The 1,536-nt window shown below is 65.3% G+C and carries 2 protein-coding genes; one reads left to right on the top strand and one right to left on the bottom strand.

The features are described from left to right. Positions 1-491: 491 nt before the first annotated feature. Positions 492-830: an RNA polymerase-binding protein RbpA gene (locus RJ1_RS09275; protein WP_073359666.1), complete on the bottom strand. Its 339-nt coding sequence runs from the start codon at positions 828-830 to the stop codon at positions 492-494. Positions 831-1,002: 172 nt separating this feature from the next. Here RJ1_RS09275 and RJ1_RS09270 point away from each other — a divergent pair, with 172 nt between their 5' ends. Beyond that, a complete protein-coding gene (locus RJ1_RS09270; protein ID WP_073359665.1) occupies positions 1,003-1,335 on the top strand; it encodes a hypothetical protein in 333 nt (110 codons plus the stop codon). The last annotated feature ends 201 nt before the right edge of the window (positions 1,336-1,536 follow it).

Below are 1,536 nucleotides of genomic sequence, written 5' to 3'. Positions count from 1 at the left end.
CGGACCCCGGGCGGCGCCCGACAGACCGAAAGGTTTGGTTTGGGCCCCGTTGGGGGAATACCACGTCCAGTGGGCGGTTGTAATCAGAATGGGCGGTTGATCACCCGGAATGTCGTGGACGTCCGACCGGGCGAGGGTTCAGGGTGCCGATTTCATACCCCAGGTGTGAGATCTGTACGAAGAGAAGACCAAACCCTTGACTCCGCGGTACCGAATAGTAGATTGAGAGCGGTCATGTGACCTACCTCTCACACGGTACGGAAGCCCGGGAGGTCGGTCATACGTGGTTTCTTCGACTGCGTGTTCGGGGCGTGACGCTCGGTGCTTGGTGTGCTCGGAATGTAACGCGCCCGCGTTCAGCAGATCGGAGTACGTGGATGAGTCCTGGCGAGACGGTGACCACCCCAGTGATCTACGGCGGCCTGCCCCGGATACGGCGAACGCCGCCCCGGCAGAGCCGAGACGGCGTTCGTACGGTTCGGTGGCCTGTGTCAGGCTCCGCGGCGCTTCGCCTTCAGCAGGTCGAGGCGCTCCTTCAGCAGCTCTTCCAGTTCCTCCTTGGAACGACGCTCGAGCAGCATGTCCCAGTGGGTACGCGGCGGCTTGACCTTCTTGGCCTCGGGCGCCGTGCCCTCGACCAGGGTTCCCTCCAGACCGTTGCGGCACAGCCACGTGCCGGGGATCTCGGCTTCGTCGGCGAACGGAATGTCGAAGACCTCACCGTTGTCGCACCGGTACTTGGCCATCCGACGGGGCGCGAGGTCGTGGTCACGGTCGGTCTCGTAGCTCACCGCTCCGAGTCGACTCCCTCGAAGTACGCGATCTGCCATGGTGGTGTCCTCTCCTCGATCGTCTCCGCGCGAGCACGCCTGGACCAGAACCAAGCGTTCACACTCATCTACAACGCCACGGCCTCCCGATTGGTTCCCGCACGCCGCGCAGATGCAACCTCGACATCTTACCGGGCGGGCCGAGGGGCGCCGCGCAGTAAGGTGGTCGACCATGACCGGCGCTTCCCGCAGACCCGATTCCTGTGTGTGGTGCGGGCGGGAAGTGGCCGAGTCGGGGATGGGGCGGCGCCGCCGATACTGCCGCCAGTCCTGCCGGCAGCGAGCCTACGAGCAGCGCAACCAGGTCAAGGGCACGAGCATCCCCGCCGACGCGGTGGTCCTCACCTCGGAGGAAGCGTCCGCCATGGTCGACCGAATCTTCCAGGTTCGATGTGCCGCCGAGGACGTGGCGACAGCCGTTGCCGAAGGTGCGGCGGCCCATGAGGTGGAGTCCCTGTGCGCAGACCTCGTGCAACTCGCACGTGAGGCCGAACGCTTCCGCTGAGCCTCGGATAGAGGCAGCGGAGCGTGGGACGCACTCTGCTCGACCGGTCCGAACGGGACCGCCGTCCCGGATCGACGGCGATTCCGAAACGAACATCACGAATCGACGCACGCCGAGCCCGCACGTACAGCACGATCAGTACAGCGTGGGAGACCGGCGTCGGTTGGTCCGTCTCACGCGCAAGACTTGCGCATCCAAGGT

Source organism: Rhodococcus jostii NBRC 16295 (assembly GCF_001894825.1).
In the GTDB taxonomy this organism is placed as follows: Bacteria; Actinomycetota; Actinomycetes; order Mycobacteriales; family Mycobacteriaceae; genus Rhodococcus_F; species Rhodococcus_F jostii.
Note: the sequence above shows the minus strand (reverse complement) of the source record. Positions and strands in the feature narration are given on the sequence as shown.